The 21,042-nt window shown below is 69.1% G+C and carries 22 protein-coding genes, 1 tRNA gene and 1 riboswitch; of the genes, 17 read left to right on the top strand and 6 right to left on the bottom strand.

The annotated features are described in order from the left end of the window. The coding region (locus ABZ412_RS22585) for a hypothetical protein (protein ID WP_357283185.1) at nt 1-246 on the top strand (246 nt) is incomplete at its 5' end. Between the two features lie 235 nt (nt 247-481). On the opposite strand, the gene ABZ412_RS22580 is transcribed toward ABZ412_RS22585, so the two are convergent. Then, a complete protein-coding gene (locus tag ABZ412_RS22580) occupies nt 482-1,690 on the bottom strand; it encodes an FAD-dependent oxidoreductase (protein WP_357283183.1) in 1,209 nt (402 codons plus the stop codon). 297 nt (nt 1,691-1,987) lie between these two features. On the opposite strand from ABZ412_RS22580, the gene ABZ412_RS22575 reads away from it, so the two are divergent. Beyond that, complete coding sequence (locus ABZ412_RS22575) at nt 1,988-2,455, top strand: hypothetical protein (protein WP_357283181.1); 468 nt, start codon at nt 1,988-1,990, stop codon at nt 2,453-2,455. Between the two features lie 9 nt (nt 2,456-2,464). After that, on the top strand, nt 2,465-2,836 hold the full coding sequence (locus ABZ412_RS22570; RefSeq protein ID WP_357283180.1) for a hypothetical protein: 372 nt from the start codon (nt 2,465-2,467) through the stop codon (nt 2,834-2,836). 18 nt (nt 2,837-2,854) lie between these two features. On the opposite strand, the gene ABZ412_RS22565 is transcribed toward ABZ412_RS22570, so the two are convergent. Both ABZ412_RS22565 and ABZ412_RS22560 read right to left on the bottom strand, forming a co-directional pair. Further along, nucleotides 2,855-3,079 carry a hypothetical protein gene (locus ABZ412_RS22565; protein ID WP_357283179.1) on the bottom strand — a complete coding sequence of 75 codons (225 nt, stop codon included), beginning with the start codon at nt 3,077-3,079 and terminating at the stop codon, nt 2,855-2,857. A gap of 4 nt (nt 3,080-3,083) precedes the next feature. Next, entirely contained in the window at nt 3,084-3,287 is a 204-nt protein-coding gene (locus ABZ412_RS22560; protein WP_357283177.1) for a hypothetical protein, read from the bottom strand. Between the two features lie 142 nt (nt 3,288-3,429). Here ABZ412_RS22560 and ABZ412_RS22555 point away from each other — a divergent pair, with 142 nt between their 5' ends. The 4 genes from ABZ412_RS22555 (at nt 3,430) to ABZ412_RS22540 (ending at nt 5,654) form a co-directional block, all read left to right on the top strand. After that, nucleotides 3,430-4,329: a helix-turn-helix transcriptional regulator gene (locus tag ABZ412_RS22555; RefSeq protein WP_357283175.1), complete on the top strand. Its 900-nt coding sequence runs from the start codon at nt 3,430-3,432 to the stop codon at nt 4,327-4,329. Further along, complete coding sequence (locus ABZ412_RS22550) at nt 4,326-4,526, top strand: DUF397 domain-containing protein (RefSeq protein WP_357283174.1); 201 nt, start codon at nt 4,326-4,328, stop codon at nt 4,524-4,526. Before ABZ412_RS22555 ends, ABZ412_RS22550 begins: the two co-directional genes overlap by 4 nt. 39 nt (nt 4,527-4,565) lie before the next feature. Continuing rightward, nucleotides 4,566-5,183 carry a LysE family translocator gene (locus ABZ412_RS22545; RefSeq protein ID WP_357283172.1) on the top strand — a complete coding sequence of 206 codons (618 nt, stop codon included), beginning with the start codon at nt 4,566-4,568 and terminating at the stop codon, nt 5,181-5,183. 84 nt (nt 5,184-5,267) lie between these two features. Further along, a riboswitch (guanidine-III (ykkC-III) riboswitch) is annotated at nt 5,268-5,329 on the top strand. Nucleotides 5,330-5,339: 10 nt separating this feature from the next. Then, nucleotides 5,340-5,654: an SMR family transporter gene (locus tag ABZ412_RS22540; RefSeq protein ID WP_357283170.1), complete on the top strand. Its 315-nt coding sequence runs from the start codon at nt 5,340-5,342 to the stop codon at nt 5,652-5,654. A 4-nt stretch (nt 5,655-5,658) separates the two neighbouring features. Here ABZ412_RS22540 and ABZ412_RS22535 read toward each other — a convergent pair whose 3' ends face one another. Beyond that, a complete protein-coding gene (locus tag ABZ412_RS22535; protein WP_357283169.1) occupies nt 5,659-6,315 on the bottom strand; it encodes a hypothetical protein in 657 nt (218 codons plus the stop codon). Nucleotides 6,316-6,677: 362 nt separating this feature from the next. Between ABZ412_RS22535 and ABZ412_RS22530 the strand changes: the two genes are divergently transcribed. The 9 genes from ABZ412_RS22530 to ABZ412_RS22490 all read left to right on the top strand — a co-directional run bounded on the left by ABZ412_RS22530 (nt 6,678) and on the right by ABZ412_RS22490 (nt 16,610). Then, on the top strand, nt 6,678-8,051 hold the full coding sequence (locus ABZ412_RS22530; RefSeq protein ID WP_357283167.1) for a hypothetical protein: 1,374 nt from the start codon (nt 6,678-6,680) through the stop codon (nt 8,049-8,051). 559 nt (nt 8,052-8,610) lie between these two features. Beyond that, a complete protein-coding gene (locus ABZ412_RS22525; RefSeq protein ID WP_357283165.1) occupies nt 8,611-9,471 on the top strand; it encodes a hypothetical protein in 861 nt (286 codons plus the stop codon). A gap of 3 nt (nt 9,472-9,474) precedes the next feature. Beyond that, nucleotides 9,475-10,353 (top strand): hypothetical protein, encoded by an 879-nt coding sequence (locus ABZ412_RS22520; RefSeq protein WP_357283163.1) that lies wholly within the window; start codon nt 9,475-9,477, stop codon nt 10,351-10,353. Nucleotides 10,354-10,868: 515 nt separating this feature from the next. Continuing rightward, a complete protein-coding gene (locus tag ABZ412_RS22515) occupies nt 10,869-11,525 on the top strand; it encodes a hypothetical protein (RefSeq protein WP_357283162.1) in 657 nt (218 codons plus the stop codon). 17 nt (nt 11,526-11,542) lie between these two features. Next, complete coding sequence (locus ABZ412_RS22510) at nt 11,543-13,213, top strand: cutinase family protein (protein WP_357283160.1); 1,671 nt, start codon at nt 11,543-11,545, stop codon at nt 13,211-13,213. 26 nt (nt 13,214-13,239) lie between these two features. Beyond that, complete coding sequence (locus tag ABZ412_RS22505) at nt 13,240-14,526, top strand: hypothetical protein (protein WP_357283159.1); 1,287 nt, start codon at nt 13,240-13,242, stop codon at nt 14,524-14,526. A gap of 138 nt (nt 14,527-14,664) precedes the next feature. Continuing rightward, nucleotides 14,665-14,737 (top strand) — tRNA-Gly (locus ABZ412_RS22500). A gap of 93 nt (nt 14,738-14,830) precedes the next feature. Continuing rightward, entirely contained in the window at nt 14,831-15,136 is a 306-nt protein-coding gene (locus ABZ412_RS22495; RefSeq protein ID WP_357094104.1) for a hypothetical protein, read from the top strand. A gap of 82 nt (nt 15,137-15,218) precedes the next feature. After that, complete coding sequence (locus tag ABZ412_RS22490) at nt 15,219-16,610, top strand: hypothetical protein (RefSeq protein ID WP_357283158.1); 1,392 nt, start codon at nt 15,219-15,221, stop codon at nt 16,608-16,610. A 337-nt stretch (nt 16,611-16,947) separates the two neighbouring features. Here ABZ412_RS22490 and rox read toward each other — a convergent pair whose 3' ends face one another. Together rox and ABZ412_RS22480 are read right to left on the bottom strand one after the other, a co-directional pair. Then, complete coding sequence (rox, locus tag ABZ412_RS22485; RefSeq protein WP_357283156.1) at nt 16,948-18,375, bottom strand: rifampin monooxygenase; 1,428 nt, start codon at nt 18,373-18,375, stop codon at nt 16,948-16,950. A 127-nt stretch (nt 18,376-18,502) separates the two neighbouring features. Further along, nucleotides 18,503-19,486 (bottom strand): hypothetical protein, encoded by a 984-nt coding sequence (locus tag ABZ412_RS22480; RefSeq protein WP_357283155.1) that lies wholly within the window; start codon nt 19,484-19,486, stop codon nt 18,503-18,505. Between the two features lie 316 nt (nt 19,487-19,802). Between ABZ412_RS22480 and ABZ412_RS22475 the strand changes: the two genes are divergently transcribed. Beyond that, a complete protein-coding gene (locus ABZ412_RS22475) occupies nt 19,803-21,035 on the top strand; it encodes an MFS transporter (protein ID WP_357283153.1) in 1,233 nt (410 codons plus the stop codon). Nucleotides 21,036-21,042: the final 7 nt, after the last annotated feature.

Here is a 21,042-nt window from a genome sequence, read left to right as displayed (position 1 = left end):
CGCTTCAGATGGGTCGTCGCACCTGACGACGAACCTGGTCTCGCCATCGTCGTCGAGATCGCCGAAGGCCAGGGACAACGCATGGTCACCTGGGTCGACCACGGCACAGTCATCACGCCCGGTGTGGTCGCGGAGATCATTCGCAAGGCTCTCCGCAACGGATGGACTCCGAAGCAGCGAAATCGACAGATTACCTACCGCGTTCAAGATGCCAAGTTCACAACCTGGCAATCTCTGGCACCATGAACCGCTCACTGCACTGAATTCGGCAGCAGCGGATGGTCTGTGGTGCACTAGGTTCCGACTGGCGTTGCCCCGCGTTGGCCGGTTCGGTCAGCGCGGCATGCGGCAGAATAGTGGGTTCGGTAGATCGGGCCTTGGTGGGCACGACCTGGCCGAGTCGCGGAGATGGTCTGCGGCCTCCTGTGCCGGGCTCGCCGTCGAGTAGTCCGTTGAGCCCGGCCGATCGGCGGATCGGCGGCTAGTTGTTGGCGCGTTGGATGGAGCGGCGGACCAGGCTGCGGATGCCGGGGAGTTGGACTGCGCGGAGCATTAGTTCGCCCGCCCACACATGTGTGCGTGACGGCGGGGCGAATCGGCTGATTCCCTTCCGCGCCAAGGCCTTTCGTTTGTTCACCTCCGGCCGCAATGTCGTCTCCCAGTGGTCGAGGGCGGCGGGAATGTCGTCGCCGTGTGCCGCTAGCGCGGTGCCGAGGCGGTCGGCGCCGTCGAGGGCGAGGGCGGCGCCGTAACCGGCGAATACCGTTACGCACCAGGCCGCGTCGCCGAGCAGGACGACTCGGCCCTGGCTCCAGCGGTCCATCACGATCTGGCCTACCGAGTCGAAGTACGCGGTGCCGGGCTCGGCGTCGAGCTGACGGAGTGCGTCGGCGACACCGCCGCCGAGATCCCCGAACGCTCGGGTGAGGGCGGGTGCGGCACCGAGAGAGAGTTCGGTGTCAGGGTCGGGGCAGCGGTAGGCGAAGAACGCCGAGGACCGTTCTGGTCCCAGGTTCATCACCGCGGCTGTACGTCCGGGGCCGATATACGTGGTGCCGAGTCCATCGGGCATGTGGGCGGGAGGTGTTTCCAGTGGAAATGCGCCGACCATATGGCCCAGGTCCACGAAATACTCGGACTCGGCACCGAATACGAGCTCTCGAACCCGGGAGTGCACGCCGTCGGCGCCGACGAGGAGTTCGGTGTGGAGGTGGGTGTCGTCGCTGAGGGTGACTTCGACCTCCTCAGGGGTCTGGGTAATGGCCCGCACCGTGGTGCCGAAACGGATATCGGCGAACTCGGCGACGGCGTCGTACAGTGCTGACTCCAGATCGCCGCGGAACAAGCTCAAGGTCCGACTCCCGACGGCGGCCTCGGTGACAGCGGCGGGAATCCTGAGTTTCTCGCGGCCGTCGGCGTGGACGAGGACCGAGGTGAAGAATCCGATATCGCGCGGGGTCAACGCCGGTAGCAGCCCGAGCCGCTCCGCAGCGGCATATCCGGGTCCGTGCAGGTTCAGCAGGTAACCGCTACTGCGGCGACTCGGCGCGTGTTCGACCACGACGACGTCCCAGCCCTGCTGATGCAATCGCAACGCGGCAGCCAAGCCGGCTATCCCTGCGCCGACGACCGTCGCCCGCCTGCCCGATGACTCAGCTTGCCGGCGCGCAGCGCTTTCGAAGGGTTCCATTGCGACTCCTCGGTTCGATGTGCTGTCGGCGAAACCATTTGAGAACTCTCGCCATGCGTCAACTAATAGTTGACCAACAGTCCATCGTCAACTATCAGTTGACGCACCGGCCCCGTCAGCCCTGGTGCCGAACCACCGGGATCAGCTGCACCTTCGACTCCTGCGCCTACGGTGTCGAATTGACCCGGCGCCCCTGAAAGTTGGGGCAACCCACAGTAGTGAAATCACTACGTTTCACTTACTGAGGTCGGTAGGGTTCGGCGACCCGGCACCACGGGCGCCCTCAACAGGAGAACGATGACCACGCATGAGCGCCGCGCCCGCCAAATCGGCTGGGGCATTACCGCAGTAGTCGCAGCCGCCATCACGACCGGCGTGCCCACCGCATCCGCCGATATGGTCAATTTCCATATCGCCGCGGAACCCACGGTTCGGGTGCGGGTCCGGCCGCCCGGACCCCCTCGCGTGCTGGACGACTACTCGTTCACGCTCGGCGACCTGAGTGACCCACGCCCGGTGCGGGCTTCCTCCTTCGACGACCTGGACGGCGAGAACTTCAGGGTCAGCGAGGTGCCGGGGCTCTCGCGGATCGAAGACATCGTCGAAACGGCCCGCACGCGCAGCGAGATCCCCGACGGGCAGGTCACCGCCGTCCTGGTGAGCCGCTTCGGCCGGGACATCCGCATGGTCGCCAATGTCGTCTCCGCGCGCTCGGAGGTGGTCGTCGAGTTCGACCGCGCCGGCGTATTCCTCCGAGCCCAGTAGGTGTAGGCGATGCCCCGTGTGATGGCAGCCCTGTCGACCGGCCTCGTCGTCGGCGCTTTCAGCATCGTCGTGCCCGTCGCCATCTGGCCCGGCGAAGCGAAACTCACCGCTCCCCTGTTCTGTTCGGCCCCGGCCACCGAACCCTTGGTCGTCTCCGACACCTTCCACGACTCCGAAGGCACCTCGACCAACTACACCCTGTACTGCGTGGGCGACCACGGCATTCTCACCAACGAGGGCTTCGCCCTCCCCATGGCGGTGATGCTCACCGCCCACGTCCTGATCGTCACGGCGTTGGTACTGCTCGCCACCGCGTTCAGAACCAAGGCGCAGCCCGCTCGCGACCGGCCGGATGGAGTGCACGACGCCATCGAACTCTGACCCAGTTCCGGCGCGGCATCAGGAGAACCTGCGGGCCTTGGTGGCGAGGGCGGCCCGACCCCGAGGGGTGATCCGGTAGCGGCCCCGGGGGCGGCTGGGGGTGATGAGGCCCCGGGATTCGAGGTGGGACAGGGCGGTTCGGGTGCGATGGCCGGTGAGGGTGGCCGACTGCTGGATTTGCGGAGCGGTGAGGGTGCGGTCCGGGTGCAGAGCGGTGAGGACCGCTATTTCGGCGGGGGTCACGGGGTCACCTCGGGGTGTGAGTGCGGTGGCGGCCGGTGAGATGGCCGAGTGGGCAAGGGATGTCGAGATGGCCGCCGCCGGTGAGGGACAGGCGGACGGTGTCGGTGCGGGACTCCCGCGACAGACGGTAGGAGTCCACGGCGGTGCGGGCGGTGATCGCGGTGCAGAGGGCGATGATGGCGAGCAGGGCCCATGCGTCCCAGGGCATTTCGACCTCCTTGTAGCGAATTCTTGGTTGACTCAACTGTGATCGCGCAGCCACCATTGCGGAAGAGCTTCAACGAATTGCGCCGGCGTTCCACGGCGGGCCGCCCCACGAAAGGCACTCCCCAGATAGAGAGGCTAACGAAATGGTCGGATCCACCATCCCCAAAAGGGCATTCGGTCGATTTCTGCGCGGACTTCGCGAGCATGTCGGGGCCTCATTGCTAACCGCCAGCCTGCAAATAGACACCTCCAAGCAAACGGTGGTTCGGTTGGAGGATGGGCTGCCGACCAAAATCACTACGCCACAGCTCAAATCACTCCTGGATCTGTACGAAGTCAGTCCCGAGGTCAGATTCGAAGCGCTCGAGATGTGGCAGGAGGTGCGGCAACAGGACAAGGCCGCCAAGCTACAGGGCACCTACAAGGGGTGGTGGCAGGCGTACGCCGATCAGTACGCTTCACATTTCGACCATTACCTGCGACTCGAAGCGACCAGTAATCACTGGATAAGCCACCAGCTCGTACACGTGCCGGGTCTGTTGCAGACTGCCGAATATCGCCGGAATATTATCAGAGCCGCGCACCCGAACCTGGCCGAGAGCGATATCGAGCGACGGTTGGAACTCGCGGCTCGACGGCAGGAACGCAGCGCCGAACCGGGATTCCGCATGGACGCGATCCTGTCGGAGGCGGTGCTGCGCCACCGACTCGGCGGCCCATCCGTCATGGCCGCCCAATTGCGCTACCTCGCCCAGATCGGTACGAGGGACAACGTCTCGATCCGCGTCGTGCCGTTCAGTTCGGACTCACATGCGGGCCACGGGATCCTGTCGTTCACGTTGCTCGAATTCCCGCCCCTGTCATGCCATTTGAAGGAGCCGCCATGCGTCTACATCGACGGCGCGGAAGGTGCGCTCTACCTCGAGAGCGACCGCGTCATCGAGCGGTTCAGGACCGCGATCTCGAGCCTCCAGCGAGTAGCGTTGAGCGAGAATGACACCAGAGCTCTGATGTCGGACATCGCGAAGGAGTACGCGGCGTGATAACCGATCAGTCGAATGCCAGATGGTTCAAGTCGTCCCACTCGGCCGACGCCAACGAGTGCGTCGAGGTCGCATTCCTCGATGACAGCGCCACCGCCGTCGGGGTGCGGGATTCCAAGGATCCGTCGGGCCCGATCCTCACCTTCTCCGGCCAGCAGTGGGATCGGTTCCTGGGCAGCGAAGTCTGGCGTCGTTAGTCGCGGCGCTGGGCTCGGCGCTCGGTTACTGTGCGGGAGATGAGCATCGAGTTTCTGTTGACGACGCTTGTCATTGTGGCGACGCCGGGTACCGGGGTGCTGTTCACGCTGGCCGCGGGGTTGGCGCGGGGCGTGCGGGCCAGTGTGATCGCGGCCTTCGGGTGCACACTGGGGATCGTGCCGCATATGGTGGCGGCCATCACCGGGCTGGCGGCGCTGCTCAACGCCAGTGCCGTGGCGTTTCAGACCTTGAAGTACCTGGGCGTGGCGTACCTGCTCTATATGGCCTGGAATACGCTGCGGGACAAGGAAGTTCTCGCCATCTCGGAGGAGGGTGCGGAGGCCGCGCCCACCGCCGGGCGGGTGATCGTGTCCGCCGTTCTGCTCAATGTGCTGAACCCGAAGCTGACGATCTTCTTCTTCGCGTTCCTGCCGCAGTTCGTGCCGAACGGTTCGACCGGCGCCACCGTGCGCATGCTCGAACTGAGCGGGCTGTTCATGCTCGCGACATTCGTGGTGTTCGCCGTGTACGGCGCCTTCGCGGCGGGGGTGCGCGGCCGCATCATTTCCCGCCCGGCGGTCATGACGTGGATGCGCCGCGTGTTCGGGGTCTCGTTCATCGCACTCGCGGGACGGCTGGCCGTGCAGAACCAATAGGTGTGAGCTGTGCGGACTCGGGGTGGAGGCCGATATCACCATCTGGAAATTTGCCCGCATCGCTGGGCGTTTGCCATGGTGTAGGTAGTCCCGATCAGGGGGCCCGGACGAGGGAGCCGTACCCGGCGTGCGACAAGACGGCCTTCGGAGGTTGTCATGTCGTGGCTGGTGCTGGTGGTGTCCGGGATTTTCGAAGCCGTGTGGGCTACCGCGCTCGGGAAGTCGGAGGGGTTCACCCGGCTCGGGCCGACCGCCGTGTTCGGCGTCGCCCTGGTGGTGAGTATGGCGGGGCTGGCGTACGCGATGCGCGGGCTGCCCGTGGGGACCGCTTATGCCGTCTGGGTGGGTATCGGGGCCGTGCTGACGGTCGTGTACTCGATGGCCACTGGGGAGGCCGCTGTCAGCGCGGTCAAGCTGGTGCTGCTCGGCGGGATCGTCGCCTGCGTGATGGGGTTGAAGTTGGTCGGGTAGACGGCTATTTGGCGGGGGCCAGTTTCACCGCGTCGGCGGGGATGGCGGGGACCGATTGGACCGTCTGGGTTTTGGCGGCGGGGTCGGGCAGTTGAAGTCGCCAGTCGTCGGAGACCCAGACGACGGTTTCGGCGGACGCGGTGATGCTGGCGTCGGAGTAAGTGGCGTAGACGGTGAGGTCGGCGCGGTCGGGGGTGTAGGCGGTGAGTTCGTAGGCGGCGATGTGGGGGGCCACGGTCTGGTTGGCGGGGGCGGTGATCGAGATCTGGGCTCGGGCCAGGACCCAGGAATCCTTGGCGGCGCCGGGGATCAGGGATATCGCGGCCACCTGGGGCCAGACGCCGTCGGGAGCCAGGGACAGGCGAGTGCTGTGGTTGATGGCAGCCAAGGCCGCGCCCTGGGGCGTGCGGGTGTAGCCCGCGGCGGTGGTACCGAGTTTGCTGGGGCCGTCGTGGCCACCGATGGGGAGTTGGACGCCCTGGTAGTTTTCCCAGCGCACGTCGGCGGGCGGGCGAGACGGATCCGCCGCCGCGGTGGTCGATTTGGCGGCGGGTTCGTCACTCAGACCGCAGGCAGAGACGGTGACGGCGGTCGCCGAGACGAGCAGGGCCACCACTGCGGCGGCGAAAGTTTGCGCGTGGTGTGCTGAATTGGCGCGCACGATGATTCCTCCCGGACAACCCGAGTACGGTCGAGAAGCGTTGCGGGGACGCGAGTTCGGCGGCCGCGCGGTCGGGCTCACTCTATGACGCGGGCGGGCCGGGCGGAGGGTCTAGCAGTGTTGATCCGTTCGGTTTAACAATTCGTCACTCCTGTCACGGAACCGGTTGCGGGGACCCACGATCCGGGTAACATCAGGGCCGCAACATGATCATCGCAGGTGGTGGGGTTGATGTTGGATCATCGGGACCTGGTTCCGGTGGGCCGCCTGTGTCATCTGCCAGTGGTGCGTAATGCCCTGGCGTTCGGGGGAATCGGGTCGCGAGCCCGCTGCTGTCCGTTCGGGGAAGGGGAACTGGGGAGATGAAGACCAAACGAACGTCGATCCTGTTGTCGATGCTGCCCATCGCGCTGGTCGCGGGCCAAGGGGTCGCCGTCGCAGCGCCGGGGCAACCGGGGCTCGCCGTGCCCGGAGACGGGCAGCCGGGATTGAGCACCCAGCCCCCACCGCCCGCGGCGCCCAGCCCGGCGGATTACATTCCCGACCCGCCCATCCCAGCCCCGAACCGGCCGCGGCCCAAGCAGCAGACGACGCCCTCGCCGCAGCAGAACACGATCATTCAGCCGCAGGCCACACAGCCGCAGGGCGACGAGCCGCAGGTGACACCGCCTCAGGCAGAACAGCCCTCGGCCAATGCGCCCGAGGTCATGCCTGCTGATCCGCATCAGCTTCGGTTGGGCAATAACAATGTCCAGCTTCCCGACTGGGTTGATACGAAGACCCGCAACAAAGTCCAGGCGTACGCCGACATGGCCGAGTGGCAGATTGCCGCCGCCTTCGACCGCCTGGGGTATTCGGAGGCCGAGTCGGATCGCTTGGCCGCATCGAGCGTCGTTGGGGCCGGGCTCGGACTGGCCGCAGGTGGCGCGGCGACGGTCGCCTTGGTACCTGCGGGTTGCGCTGTCGGCGCGGTCGTGGGAGCTGTCGCGGGCGGAGTCATCGCCGGTGTGCCAACCGCCGGAGTCGGCGCACCCGCAGGTGCGCTGGTGGGCGGAGTCACCGGCTGCCTCACAGGTGCGGCTGTCGTCGGAATTCCTGCAGTAGGCGTTGTCGGAACGCTCGGCGCGGTCCTGGCCGGAGCATTGGGCGGAGGCAACGCGAAGCAGCCCGAACCTGCTGCCCCGCCGCCGCTGATCGACACCGCCGCACAGGTGCCGGGTTCGGAACCTGCCGTGAGTTCGCCTGGGATGCAGCCGGTTTCGGCTGTCGTCGCACTGCCCGGCATTCCCGCGCCGATCGCGCAGGTGCTCGCGCCCGCGTTGCAGCAGCTCGGGGCGGCGATCGACCAGGTCGCGCCGATGGCTCAGGGGGCGGCTCCGGTTGTGCGGCAGGTCGCCACGGCGATCGAGCAGGTTGCGCCGGTGGCGCAGCAGGCGGTGCCCGCGGTGCAGGCGGTCGGGGCCGCGATCCAGCAGCAGGGGACGCCGGTCGCGCAGGCGGTGGCTCCGGTGCTGGAGCAGCCGGTGGTGCAGGCCGCGCCGGTGGTGCAGCAGGTGGTGGCCGATGCGGGACAGCAGGTTGTGGCGGCGGTGCCGCAGGCCGCGCCCGTGATGGAGCAGGTGGTGGAAGGTGTGAACGCGCAAGTCGATTCGTTCCGGGCCGCGGTGGCGCAGATGCCCGCGATCACCCCGGAAGCCTTCATCGCCGCCCTGCAGCCCGCCCCGCTGGGCGCGTGACCGCAACGACACGGATGACGCCGTGACCGCAGACGACAACGCCGGCAGCGACTGCGCCCCCGGCCCCCTACCCGCCCAGCATGAACCCCGCGCCGCCGACCCGGCCGCCGCGGCGCACCACCACGAGCCCGGCCCGGACCGGCCGGACAGCGATTTCCTGAGGCTCGAGGCCAGCGCGCCCGAGCTCCAACCGGTCTCGACCGCGCAGCCAGGCACCCACGCACGTCCAGAAACCACCACACCCCGAGCCGAACCCACCGCTCAGCAGGCGGGATCGGGACCAGCTGGGACTCACCAATCGCGGGCCGAGACCGCCTATGGGGCAGAATCCGGCTCGCGGCAAGCGGAATCCGGAACGGATCAGACCGAATCCGGTCCGCACCGAACTGAATCCGTTGCGCACCAGGCCGAATCCGCGACCACGCCCGGTTCAGACCAGACCGAATCCGCGGCCACGCCCGTTGCACACCGAGCCGAATCCGCGGCCACGCGGCGGGTGCCCAAGCCCGGCGCATCGCGGCATCGACGCGAACCGGAGCCGTCCCAGGATCAGGAGCCGGTGACCGAACCTGCGGTCCGTGGGGAATCGGTGGCGGGTGAAGGGGTTGGGCGGCGGCCGGTGATGCCGGAGATCGTGCCGGTCGGGGGCCTGCCGGAGGCCCGGACACAGCCGGTGGAGGTGGCGGGGTGGGCCTCGTGGCTGACGGAAGGTGCCGTCGCGGGGCCGGTTTCGGTGGGGCGGGATTCCAGGTGGGACGACGAGTGGCGGGCCGTGGAGGATCTGCGGGCCGAGGATCCGATGGCGGCGCTGGTGGACGAGGCGCGGCGGCGGTCGGTACAGACGCAGCGACGGATGCGGATCCGGGCACGCGCCCTGGCGATTGCCGGGGTTTCGCTGGCGCTCGTGGTGTTGGCGGGGATCGCGTGGCTGGTGTCGTCGGCCGGGGATTCGAGTGAGCCGCAGGCCGTTCCGGGGAACAGTGCGGGCAGCACGCCCGGGGGCCCGGCGGGGACCAGTACGGCGAGCGGGAATCAGCCGGGGCTGGCCGTGTGGTGCCGGGAGTCGGATACGCCGCAGCGGGTGAGCGGGGCCGGGGCCGGGAACCTCGACAGCGGGCCCGGGGTGATCATGCGGCTCGAATACGCGTGGTACGTCTTGCGAGACGCGGCGGCGGTGCGGTCGGTGCTCAGCGCCGATGCCCGCGTCGCGCCGGAACAGGCCACGCGCGACGCGATCTCGGCGACACCGGCCGGGACCCGGCACTGCGTGACCATCACCGAGGCCGACGCCGACCGGTGGAACGTCACCGTCGACGAGAAACACCCCGACGGCACCCAGACCTCGTGGCAGCAGGTCATCACCACCGCCACCCGCGACGGACGCACCAACATCACCTCGATCATCGCCGGAAGCCGGTGAGCCATGGTCGATATCGACGACCGGCTCCGGCCACCGCCCGGCCCCGGCGGCGACGGGGAGTCGTACGACAGTGACCTGATGCGGCCCGGCCCGGCCGGGTCACCCACCGATGCGGTGCCACTGCACGGCGGGCGCGGCCGACTCGTGCGAGCCGCGGTGCCCGCGGCGCTGGTGCTGGGCGGATCCGGGGCGTCGGGAGCCAGCACCACCGCGCTCGGATTGGCCGCCGCGGCCGCGGTGGACAGCGACGGCGACGTGTGGCCGGTCGTGGTGGACGCCACGCTCGGCGGCGGGGACGTGGCCTTGCGGGGATGCGATACCGCCGCACCCGTGAGCTCACTCCAGAATTGGCTCGGCACCCGCGATCCGGGGACGGCCGCCAGCGTCGGGGCCTGCTCGGGACAGACCTCCACCGGCGTACGGGTGCTGACCCGGACGCCGGACCCGTTGCCGCGCAGGGAATCCCTGACCTCGGTGGCCAGATATCTCGAAAATGCCGGACTACTGGGTGTTTTCGACGCCGGCGCGCCGGTCACCAGCCGGTTGGCCGCTCCCCTGCTGTCCGATCCCCGCGTCGGGCTGGTGATCACGGTGGCCGCACGGCCCGACGCCATCAACCGATTGCAGCCCGCGCTCGCCTGGCTGGACGAGAACTACAGCGAATTCGTCGTCGGTGACGCCGTCATCGTGCTCACCGAACAGGTGCCCGGCTCCGCCGCCACCGTCATCGACCACGTCCGCACCCACCTGGGCTCCTGGGTGCGCGCCGTCATCCAGATCCCCTTCGACCTGCACCTCGCCACCGGCGGCCCCATCTCCTGGCACCGGCTCGCCGCCGAAACCCGCGACGCCTACCTCACCCTGCTGGGAGCGCTGCGATGACCAGCACCCAGCTCCCAGGACCGGCGACACCCCGACCGTCCGCCTCGTGGCAACCCCGAGGGGCCGGAGCCTGGCGCACAGCCGCCACGCCCCCAGCCGACCCGAACCGGCCGCAAACACCCTCCGGCACAAACCAACCGGCCGCAAGTAGCCCGGCCGAGCGGCCCCCGAGCGAACCGATCCAGACACCCACGAGCCGCACACCGCGAACAACCCTGGTCAGCACCAACCCACCGCCCCCGGATGGCGCGACTCCAATCGTTGCCAGCGGCACGCCTCCAACAGTTCCGAACGCCACAACTCCAACTATTCCGAGCAGCACGAGCACGACGACTCCGAGCGGCACGAGGACGACGGCTCCGACCGGCACGAGGACGACGACTCCGCGCACCGCGAGCCTGACAATTCCAGGCAACGCAAGTAGGACAATCCCGGGCAGCGCGAACCCATCGGAACCGGACGACGGACAACACCATCCCCAGGGCGACGTCAGCGAGCGATCGCGCGGCCGCGACATGCTCTTCGAGGCTGTCGATCAGACTCCCCTGCCGACAGGCGTGCCCCCGGTCGCGATGTGGCATCGGGCCGTACCGAACCGGCCGCCCCGGCCACCGCTGCTGTGGCTGGTCGGCGTGCACGGCGGGGCGGGAGTCAGCAGTCTCGCGGCCAGTCTGCGCTGGGCCGGGGATGCCGGGCAGCGGTGGCCCGCACGGATCGGCGCCGGCGCGGACATGGATTCGCCGCTGGTGGTGCTGGTCGGGCGGAGTCATCTGCGCGGGGTCAACGCGTTGCACCGCGCGCTGCTCGCGCATCAGGCGCGGGCGACGCCCGCCGGGAGCGCGGTCGTCGGGGTGCTGACGGTGGCGGATTCGGCTCGGCCGCTGCCGGTTCCGGTCGTGCAACGGCGCGAGGAGATGGAAGGACTGGCCATCGAGCTGGGCGCCCGCACCTGGCGGCTCGGGTGGCTCGAACCATGGCGGGCGCTGGAACCGTACGAGATGGCGGCCTGGGATCCCGCCGCCGGGGTGTCGCCGATGGAAGAAGGCGATCCCACCCGCACTCCCCCGCAACCGGTTCGGCTCCTGGCCGAGCAGATCCTCACCGCGGCACGCATAGCCGGGACCCGGATCACCGAACGCGCGCAACACGGCGCGGACCCAGTCGGCCCATAACCTGAACGAGGTGCGTCGTGCATCGACAACTGCTGTCCACCCGATGGTTCCGAAGCGCGGCGCTGCTCACCGCCGCCGTCTGCGTGGTGGGGAGCGCGGCCGCCGTGCCCGGCGTGTTCGACCTCGCCGTGGCCCACGGCGGCCCGCCCGACACCACGGTGCCCATCGACAAATGCCCGGCCCTGTACGCGCTCGGCATCCAGGGCACCGGCGAATCCTCCCCCGACGCCGCCGTCACCACCGACACCGGGATGCTGTCGGAAGTGTTCCGGCCCATGATGGCCGACGCCGGGGACGGCCTCGCCGACCGCGCCTACGTGCCCTACGAGGCGTCCTTCGGCGGCGTGGTCGCCGTCTCCAAGACCACCTACAGCCAGTCGGTGACCGGCGGCCTGGAACGACTGCGGTCCATGGCGAAACAGATCACCGACCGGTGCCCGAACACGCGGCTCGCCATCGCCGGATACTCGCAGGGCGCGCACGTGGCCTCGGTGTTCGCGCAGGAGGTCGGGGCGGGCAAGGGGACCGTGCCCGCCGAGAAGGTCGCGGCCGTCGCCCTGTTCGGCGACCCGAACCGCAACGCCAACGCGCCGCTGTTCCCCGGCAAACCGGATCAGAAACTGCCCACCGCCGCACCCGGAACCGACGGGAAAACGGTTGCCGGGCTGGGTGATCCGCCCGCCACCAAGACCGCCTCCGGTGCGGGCATCGCACCCGACTCCGGCACCCTGGAGAACTTCGGGTCGCTGGTCGGGCGGGTCGCCGAATTCTGCACCGAAGGCGACCTGGCCTGCGACACACCCGTCGGCGCGCCGCTGGTGCGGACCGTCGCCAATATCGCCGGGCAGGTGGAGCTTTCGGCCGGAGACCCGATCGGATCGCTGAAGTCGATCGCGGAGGCGCTGGCCTTCACCTCCATCAAGACCGCCACCTCCGTGGTGAACAAAGACCTGTCGGGGACCTCGCTCACCGATATGTCGTACCAGCCGCAGAAATCCATCTCACAGCGCATCGCCGACGCCTCCAACCCTAACACCCAGGTCGACATCCCCGGCGCGTTCCAGGCGCTGCTGAAGGTCGGCACCATCGCCATCAACTCCATCGTGGCCGTGGTGAAAGACATTCTCACGCCGGGCAATATCGCCGAGATCGCCACCGCCGGACTCGCGAATCCGATCGCCGGACTGGCCGTGTTCGGGGCGAAACTGGTCGGGGCCGCGGCCAACCTGGTGCCGCCCACCACCATCAGCAGACTCACCACGCAGGCGTTCTCCGCCGTCACCCAGAACGTCACCGACAACAAGGATCTGCTCGACATCACCACGTGGGTGCGGTACTGGGACACCGCGCAGAAGCACGACTACACCCACGCCCAGGGCGCGGGATTCGGGGCCAGCCCGACCGACTGGGTGGGACGGTGGTTCGCTGCCGTCGCGCACGATCTGTCCGGAGCCGCGACACCCGGGGCCACACCGCGCGGCGGTAGCGACAAACCCAGCGTGGGAATGGATTTCGCGGGCACCACCACCGCGACCACCGCGGTCGCGCCGGGCGGGCAGTTCCCGCTCGGCGGGGCCACCACGCCGTCGAGCGGGGCGGCCACCACCGTGCCGAGCGGCCTGCTCACCACGACGCCGAGCAGCGGGGCTCCACTGATTCCCAACCTCATCCCGCAGGCGACGCCATGAGCACCACCGAATCAGGATCGCGGACAATGGGTCCGGGGGCGGAACCGCCCACCCCCGCGACCGAGGGCGCGTACACCGGCAGCTGGGCCGACTGGATCACCGGCGCGAGCGGGCCGCCGCCGCGGGACGAGTATGCGGGGTCGACGCGCGGGCACGACGTCTACAACGCCTACGACGACGATCCCGACGACGGATACGACGAGTTCTACGACGACGAGACCGGGGACTACGAGGCCGCGGAATACGAGGCGCGGCACCGAGCCGAACACAGCATGACCGACAACCGTTCAGCCCATGGACGATCCGATGTCTGGACCGCGGACGACGTCTCCCCGGCGCGGACAGGCGGTGGGCCGTCGCACGCGAGGAGTGCGGAGCCGCCACGGACCTGGGAGAGCGAGCCTGCCTCGCGGTACCGGGCGGCGCACCCGGCATCGCAGGTACACCAGCCGTCCGCGCACCCGGCGTCGTCAGCACACCAGCCGTCAACGCATCCGACACCGTCGTCCCGTGAGGCCGCCGCGCACCGCACCCGGACCGCACACGATTCCCCTCGTGCCCAGGCGGTGTACGACTCCCTGCAGGATCGGGCGTCGAGTGACTTCACCCCACCCCGCGAGCGCGGATCCTCGGAATGGGGGTTCCCGGACGAACGCCGACCGCTGAAGCGAGCGCCCCACCCGACCCGATCGGGGCCGCGATTCCGGTTCCCCGCCACCGGCGAACGCGGGTGGGCGGTCCCGGTGCTGGGCGCACTGGCCGCGATCGTGGTCACGGCGGCGATCGCCGTGCAGATCGCCAAGGTCGGCGAGGGCGACGACCAGCGCGCGAAGGCCGCGGCCACCACGCCCGCGGCGGCACCGGTCGCCGACGCTCCCGCCACGACCGCCGCCACCGATCAACCCGTGTCCGGGCTCCCCGCCAACCTGTGCCCCAACGAGGCCAAGGGCGGCACCGTCCGCGGCAACGGGCCGGGCAGCACGCGGTCCGGACCGGAGGCGATCCTCGCACTCCAGAACCGGTATTACGTCGACCGATCCGGCAAGGCCGTGCGCGAGATGTACGCACCCGACGCACCCGCGCCGTCCATCGAACAGATCCAGGCGGGCATCGACTCCATACCGGTCGGCACCACCTACTGCGTGCAGATCATGCCCGGGCCGTTCGACGGCCAGCACGTCATGGTCGTCACCGAGCAGCATCCCGACGCCACCAAACGCACCTGGGCCCCGCAACTGGTCATCACCACGCAGTTCGGCGGCGCGACCCTCATCTCGGCACTGGTCCCGATGAGCGAGGACACCCCGAAATAGCCGGTACGACCCGGCCCGGAAGGCGAGGTGGCACGCAGGGGTACTCAGGGTTTGCCACGGCGTTTTGGAATTGGCGCGCCGGTGGGCTAATGTTCTCTCTCGCAGCCGGACGGGCGGAGACGCCGGAACGGAAGCGATGCGGATGTAGCGCAGCTGGTAGCGCATCACCTTGCCAAGGTGAGGGTCGCGAGTTCGAATCTCGTCATCCGCTCAACATGACAACGAAAGTTGTTCTCGCGCAGTAGATCTGGCGCACATTCCCGGGCATGTCGGCGCGAATTCGCGGTACCTTTGCAGGGTGACCATGTTGCTCAGCGCCTTCCACGACACTGTGCTCTCCCAGTATGACCTCGTGTCTGCCCCACTCGCCCAGCTCGGTAACCCGACCCCGGAGACTCCCCCGGTCGCGGACAAACTCATGAAGCTGGTTCGCTACTTCACCTGGTTCGTGCTGCTGTCGGGCGTCATGGCCATCACCTACGCCGGCGGCCGGTTCGCCTGGGAGAAGTGGTCGGGCAGCGGGCTCGCCTCGCCGAAGATGGTGGCCGGCGCGATGATCGGCGGCATCGTCGCCACCAGCGCGGGCACCATCATGAACGCCGTCCTCTGACCCTCCCGCGCGTACAGCGCCGACTGTCGGTGGCCCCGGCTACGCTCGTCGAACAGACTGGCGAACACGGGTAGGGGCCGCCTTGACGACGAGCGACACACGCACCGCGCGCACCTTGTTGCGCGACGACCCGGCAGACGGGGTCGACTTCGGGCTGGAGCACGTCCACGAAGTCCTGGCGGGCCTCGCCGCCGAGGTGGCGGCCGACCGGCCCCGCGATGCCGAACTCATCACCTGCCGACTCGGACTCGACGGCGAGAACCCCGAAACGCTGACCCTGCTCGGCGCGCGCTTCGGGGTCTCGCGCGACCGGGCCCGCCAGCTCTACACCCGCGCGGTCGGCGCCATGCTGCGTCAGACCCTCGCCACCGGCCAGCCCGACCTGTCGGTATTCGCACAGCGCTACCCCGTCGGCCACGGCGACGAACGCCTCGTGCGCGCCCTGCTCGCCGAAACCTATGCCACCGACGGCGATATCGCCGCCCAGGACTGGGCCTACCTGAAACTCCGCCTCGCCGGACACGACCTCCAGGACGCGAAACGCCTGGCGGGCTTCGTGTTCCAGCGCATCGCGGGCTGGCAGCAGAAGGGGCGCTGGCACCTGCTGCCCACGTCGGGGCAGGACGGGGCCGGCGTAGCGCGCCACGCACCCGGCACCGCGGGCGATGCCACGGCCGACGTAACCGACCGCCACACAACCAGCGCCGCAGGCGATCCCGCGATCACCCCGGCCGCACGACGCGCATCGGGCACCTCGGCGGATCCCTCGGCCACGGTTGCCACGCGACGGGTCCCCGGCGCCGACGGGGCCGCCGCGGTCACGACCGCCGATGCGGGAGACGACATCTGGGCTCCGTGGCTGCGCCGCGTCGAATGGCCCGAGGGCGGGAGCTCCGAGCCGCTGCCCACCCTCCCGGCGGGCCGCCTCGACTACGACGACGACAGCCGCGGCCACATGTTCTCCGAAAAGCTCGGCCGCGAAGTCACTTTCGACACCGCGTTGCAGGCCCGCCTGCTGCGCCTACTCGACACCAGCCCGGTAGTCGAGACCTTCCGCGAACTCCCGGTCGCCGTCACCTACGACCTCGACGGCAGCGAGCGCGTCCACTACCCCACGGCCGCAGCCACCTTCACCGACGGCCGCACCGTCCTCATCGACGTCTCCCCCCTCGCCCACACGGCCTTGCACCCTCAGCGCACCCGAGCCGCCGCCTCCCGCGCGGCCGCCTTCACCCGCGGCTGGGGCTGGCTCACCTGGACCGGTAGCCGCCAGGGCCTCCCAGAACTGCTGTCCCGCAAGGTGGACACCCACCACGAGTCCACCCTGCTGAGCCGCCTCTCCCAAGGCCCTCTCACCTGGCCCGCCCTCGACACCTTCCGCACCGAGAGCGGACTCACCCTCCTCGACCTCGCCGCCCTGGTCCACCGCCACGACTGGCAGTGGCACCGAGGCCCCTTCCGTCTCACCCGCTGACCACCGAGATCAGGGAGCATTCACCGAGGAATCTCGCCCGATTCCCGGCCAGGACCGCTCCGTGATCTTGGTACGGACCGCGCCGGTCGCAACTGTGACCGCTGCCGGTACGGAAACACGAAGCGGCGCACCGTGATCAAGCGGATGCAACCCGCGCCTGGTCACGGCGGCAGCCGAGGGCATGAGGCCGCCCGAGTGATCGTGAACCTGGCAGGTCGGACGGGCTTGACGGCAGCGGCTCCCGACGCCCCGGCCGGTATCAGCACACCTCTCGCCGATAACCGCGCGCCTCCAGAACGCTGATCGGATGTCTCGACGGCGGCGAGCAGGTGCGCGATCACGGGGTGGCGGTCCCGAACCAGCGGGACAGCGCCATCAGGAGGTCTTGTTGGTCCGAGCCCGCCCAGGCTATGTGGCCGTCGGGGCGGAGCAGGAGGGCCGGCGCGGCGAGTTGGTCGCTGATGTCGACCACGTGGTCGACTCGGTCGGACCAGCCGGTGATCGAGAGCGTGCCGGTTTGGTCGAGGAGGAGGCCGCGGGCCTGGTGCATGTGTTCGTAGAGGCGGCCGTTCTTCAGGGGCACGTCGCGTTGGCGACGGCCGATCAGGTCGTCGGCGGAGCCGAGGTCGTAGCGGATGTTGAGGGCGGTGACCTTTTCGATCAGGTAGCGGTGGACGTCCTCGATCTCCATGAGTTCGGTCAGGATGCGGCGGATGGCTTGCTGGCCGGGTTCGAGCGAGGTCAGTTCGCTGGAGGCGCGGGCGGTGGTGAGGACGTCGGCGGCCACGGGGCGGCGTTCGGATTCGTAGGTGTCGAGGAGATCGGCCGGGGCCCAGCCGGATACGGCGGCGGCCAGTTTCCAGCCGAGGTTCACCGCGTCCTGGACGCCCAGGTTCAGGCCCTGGCCACCGTTCGGGGGGTGGATGTGGGCGGCGTCGCCCGCGAGGAAGACGCGGTCCACGCGATAGCGGTCGGCGAGGCGGGTGGCATCGCCGAAACGGGACAGCCAGCGCGGGGAATGGGCTCCGAAATCGGTGCCCGCCAGAGCGCGAACCTGGCGGGTGAGGTCGTCGAGGGTGGGCGGGGTGTCACCGTCCTCGGCGATGCCGTCAGCGGGGGCTCCGAGGCGGTAGACGCCATTGCCGAGCGGGACCGCGCCGAAACGGCGGTGGGTCTTGTGGACCTCCATGACCGTCGCCATCACCTCGTCCTGCGGGGCGGTGAGTTCGACCTCACCGAGCAGGGTTTCGAAGCGGGCCGCTTCGCCCGGGAAGTCGACGCCCACCAGTTTGCGGATGGTGGAGCGGCCGCCGTCACTGCCGACCAGGTAGCGCGAGCGCACTGTGGAACCGTCAGCCAGTTCGGCCGTGACACCCGTGGCGTCCTGGGTCAGCCCGGTCACCAGCGCGCCGTAGCGGATCTCGGCGCCGAGCTCGACCGCCCACTCGGCCAGCAGGCGATCGGTGATCGGCTGCGGCAGGCCGACAACGAACGGGAACGAGCTGTCCAATGTCAACGGCTTCGACGGGACGATCCCGGCGAAGAACGCGCTCGGGTCGTGCTGCTTGCCCAGCGCCACGAACCGATCCGCGACCCCGCGCTGATCGAGCACCTCCAGACTGCGCGCGTGCATCCCCATCGCCCGCACCACCTTGGTCGGCTCCGGATCGCGCTCCAGCACGACCACCGCGACCCCGCGCAACCGCAGCTCCGCGGCCAGCATCAACCCCGTCGGCCCGGCCCCGACAATAGTCACATCGACCATGAACGCCCTCCTGATTTCCGCAGGTCATCGCCTTACGGTCGACGATTCTGCGGTATACCCGGGGCCTTGCCGCAAGCCCCCCACTGCGATATACGTTGAAGGGGGAGGGAAATTCGAACGCGATCGTCTACTTCAGGACGAGTCCCGCGGCGATGAACGTCACGATCACCATGACCGCGAACCAGGTGATCAGCTGCCAGTGCATGATCGCCGACTTCTGGGCCGCGACCGTCAAGCGCAAGGTGGCGTCCACACGATTGTGGTCGGCGATGCGGCGACGGGTCTGAGCCAGGTCGTCGGCCTGCTGCTGAGCCGCGATCTCGGCGCGCTCCAGGCGGTGGGTCAGGCGCAGCAGCTGTTTGGACTTGTCGCGGGTGGCCTTGCGGGCCAGCGCCAGCGCGGTGCGCTGATTGGTGAGTTCCTGACGCTGGCGTGCGATGACCGCGGCCTGCGTGCGGGTGTGGCGCTCCCAGTCGGTCACTGTCGCCCATCCTCCCGTGTGTTCGTCACGGCAGCCGAACGCTATCTCGGCGGCCACCCAGCCCGTCACGAATTCGTCCAGTTCGCATGAGGTTTGGCGGGCCGACACTACACCGCCCGGCCCGGCGGTCAGCAACCCGCCGGTCACCCGGTACTCGCGGCCCTCAGCCGCGAAATCGTCGAGGCCCAGCGCGGGCAGCTGCGCGGTCCAGAACCCCGGGGGGCAGATCCAGAGGACTTCACCGCACCCGCCGGTCCGCAGCTCGGCCGTGATCAACCGGGCACGCGTCAATTCCGGTGGCGCACTGGATACCTCGATGGCACAGGTGCGATCACCCTTGCGCCACAACACATCCACGGTATGCGCGCCGACCATCGTACCCAGGCGCACCTCCTCGGCTCCGGCCGCGAGCAGCTGCCCGCGCAACCAGAACTCCAGCCGTCGTACATCCTGACGGCAGTCCGCGCAGTCGGATTCCCGGCACCGCTCCCCCGCCGCATGACCCTTGCCCGCGGCACGACCCTTACCCGCCGCGGCCGGCGAATCCGATACCGCCGCCGCGGGATTCACGCGCAAGACCGGGTCGGCCAGAGCCACCGCCCGGTCGCGCGGACCATCCGCTCGCCTCATGCTCACAAGATCACCCCAGCCACCACACTCACCGCAGGGGCCGCTCCCGCCTCATCGGAAACCACCAGCCCTAGCTGTCACTTCCAGAGTGCCGCAGCGCATGCACCTACCGGCAGCAAAGCGACCAGATTCGTTACGCAACCGCGAGCCGCGTGTGATCAAGCGCGTCGCGGTTCGTAACCGTCGACCGCAATGCCGAGACCGATCTTCACGCCATGACCATAGTCGTGACCGGCCACGCCCCGATCGGTCCGTCCGCGATGCCCCCGGCGCTGTCCGGGATGCCCGCTCACGCCCCCGCCGCTACTCTTTCGAAATGCTCCCGCCGCAGTCCCCGAACCCGCAGCTCAGCGCACTACACCCCACCCTGAGGGCGGCGCGCGCCGCCAACTCGGTGGCGTTCGCGCTGCAGGGGTTCTTCCTGGCCGTCATCCTCACCGAACTTCCGCAGCAGAAGGACAAATTCGGGCTCACCGACGGCCTGATCGTGGCCTCGGTCGCGATGATCTCGCTGCTCGCCGGGGCCGGCAGCATCACCGCCGAGCGGATCGCGCTGCGCTGGTCGAGCCGGACCGCGCTGCGGATCGGGCTGGCATTGATCGCGGTGGCGGGCGTGGCGATCGCGGTTTCGCCGAACAAGATCGCGCTCTTCGCGGCGCTCGCGGTGTACGGCATCGCACTGGGCATCGTCGACGCCGGAACGAACATGCAGGCGGTGTTCATTCAGCACGGCTATGGCCGCTTCGTGCTCGTCTCGTTCTACGCGGCCTGGAGCGCGGGATCGATCGCGGGCGCGCTGCTGGTATCGGCGTTCGAGACGCTGCACGTGCCGCTGACGATCTCCATCCTGATCGCCGCAGCGGTGGTGCTGGCCGGGTGCCTGGCCGCCGGGCCGCGCCTGCTGGGCACCGACGAGGCCGAAGCCGGTCCGGCCGAACAGGAAACGACCAGTTCGGTGCCAGTGCGCATCTTCTGGATCTTCGGCACGGTGATCGCACTCGCCTTCGCCATCGACCTCGCGGTCGGCAACTGGTCGGCGCTGTACCTGAAGGACGAACTGCTGTCGTCCTCCCGGACCGCCGCGCTCGCACTGGCCGCCTATCAGGGCGCTTCGATGCTCGGCCGCCTGACCGGCGACCTGTGGGTGCGCCGCTTCGGCCCGCGCACCGTGGTGCGGACCGCCGCCGCGGTCGGCTCGATCGGCCTGGTGATCGTGGTGTCCGCGCCGGGACCGGCGGTGGCGATCCTCGGATTCCTGGTCGCCGGAATCGGCTTGCCGGTGATCGCGCCGTTGTGCTTCAGCGAAGCCGGGCAACTCACCAGTGGCCGCGACCTCGACGCGCTCATCGCGCGGCTCAACCTGTTCAACTACGCGGGCACCCTGGTCGGCGGCGCGGTGGTGGGCGTGCTCGCCGACGCCGTGAACATGCGGGCCGGATTCGCGATTCCGCTCGCATTCGCGGTGCTGCTGATCGGGTTCGCCCGCGTCTTCCACCCGCGCGCCACCACCGCCCCCTCGCCCACCGAACCCGCGGCGGAGCCTGCTTGACTGGACG

The sequence above is a fragment of the Nocardia sp. NPDC005746 genome, from assembly GCF_040630785.1.
Lineage (GTDB): Bacteria > Actinomycetota > Actinomycetes > Mycobacteriales > Mycobacteriaceae > Nocardia.
Note: the sequence above shows the minus strand (reverse complement) of the source record. Positions and strands in the feature narration are given on the sequence as shown.

Coding starts and splice junctions, on each gene's coding strand:
- ABZ412_RS22580 (WP_357283183.1), bottom strand. CDS start 1,690: ATGGAACCCTTCGAAAGCGCTGCGCGCCGGCAAGCTGAGTCATCGGGC.
- ABZ412_RS22540 (WP_357283170.1), top strand. CDS start 5,340: ATGTCGTGGCTGGTGCTGGTGGTGTCCGGGATTTTCGAAGCCGTGTGG.
- ABZ412_RS22480 (WP_357283155.1), bottom strand. CDS start 19,486: ATGAGGCGAGCGGATGGTCCGCGCGACCGGGCGGTGGCTCTGGCCGAC.
- ABZ412_RS22505 (WP_357283159.1), top strand. CDS start 13,240: ATGGGTCCGGGGGCGGAACCGCCCACCCCCGCGACCGAGGGCGCGTAC.
- ABZ412_RS22570 (WP_357283180.1), top strand. CDS start 2,465: ATGCCCCGTGTGATGGCAGCCCTGTCGACCGGCCTCGTCGTCGGCGCT.
- rox (WP_357283156.1), bottom strand. CDS start 18,375: ATGGTCGATGTGACTATTGTCGGGGCCGGGCCGACGGGGTTGATGCTG.
- ABZ412_RS22475 (WP_357283153.1), top strand. CDS start 19,803: ATGCTCCCGCCGCAGTCCCCGAACCCGCAGCTCAGCGCACTACACCCC.
- ABZ412_RS22560 (WP_357283177.1), bottom strand. CDS start 3,287: ATGCCCTGGGACGCATGGGCCCTGCTCGCCATCATCGCCCTCTGCACC.
- ABZ412_RS22555 (WP_357283175.1), top strand. CDS start 3,430: ATGGTCGGATCCACCATCCCCAAAAGGGCATTCGGTCGATTTCTGCGC.
- ABZ412_RS22520 (WP_357283163.1), top strand. CDS start 9,475: ATGGTCGATATCGACGACCGGCTCCGGCCACCGCCCGGCCCCGGCGGC.
- ABZ412_RS22530 (WP_357283167.1), top strand. CDS start 6,678: ATGAAGACCAAACGAACGTCGATCCTGTTGTCGATGCTGCCCATCGCG.
- ABZ412_RS22545 (WP_357283172.1), top strand. CDS start 4,566: ATGAGCATCGAGTTTCTGTTGACGACGCTTGTCATTGTGGCGACGCCG.
- ABZ412_RS22495 (WP_357094104.1), top strand. CDS start 14,831: ATGTTGCTCAGCGCCTTCCACGACACTGTGCTCTCCCAGTATGACCTC.
- ABZ412_RS22515 (WP_357283162.1), top strand. CDS start 10,869: ATGCTCTTCGAGGCTGTCGATCAGACTCCCCTGCCGACAGGCGTGCCC.
- ABZ412_RS22575 (WP_357283181.1), top strand. CDS start 1,988: ATGACCACGCATGAGCGCCGCGCCCGCCAAATCGGCTGGGGCATTACC.